Origin of the sequence: Psychrobacter sp. TB55-MNA-CIBAN-0194 (assembly GCF_040309505.1) — a bacterium.
GTDB lineage: Bacteria > Pseudomonadota > Gammaproteobacteria > Pseudomonadales > Moraxellaceae > Psychrobacter > Psychrobacter fozii.
In genome coordinates, this window is record NZ_JBEOOW010000530.1 from 1 (window position 1) to 254 (window position 254).

Here is a 254-nt window from a genome sequence, read left to right on the forward strand (position 1 = left end):
TCGGTAGGCACTTCACGCCAGCCAACAACATTCAAGTCTTGTTCTTTAAGCTGTCTGGTTAATTCGTCACGCTGCTCCGTCGCAAGCGCTTCATCCTGATCTAAAAACACCATGCCAATGCCATAAAGGTCAGACAGGGTGTGACTAAACAAATTAATGGCTTCGTTACGCAAAAAAGCATCAGGCTTCTGTATCAAAAGACCACAGCCGTCACCGGTTTTTCCATCGGCGGCAATACCACCGCGGTGTGTCAT

General features: G+C 48.0%; 1 protein-coding gene. It reads right to left on the reverse strand.

The features are described from left to right. On the reverse strand, positions 1-254 hold a 254-nt coding region (locus AAEY75_RS16160), incomplete at both ends, for a hypothetical protein (RefSeq protein ID WP_352260169.1).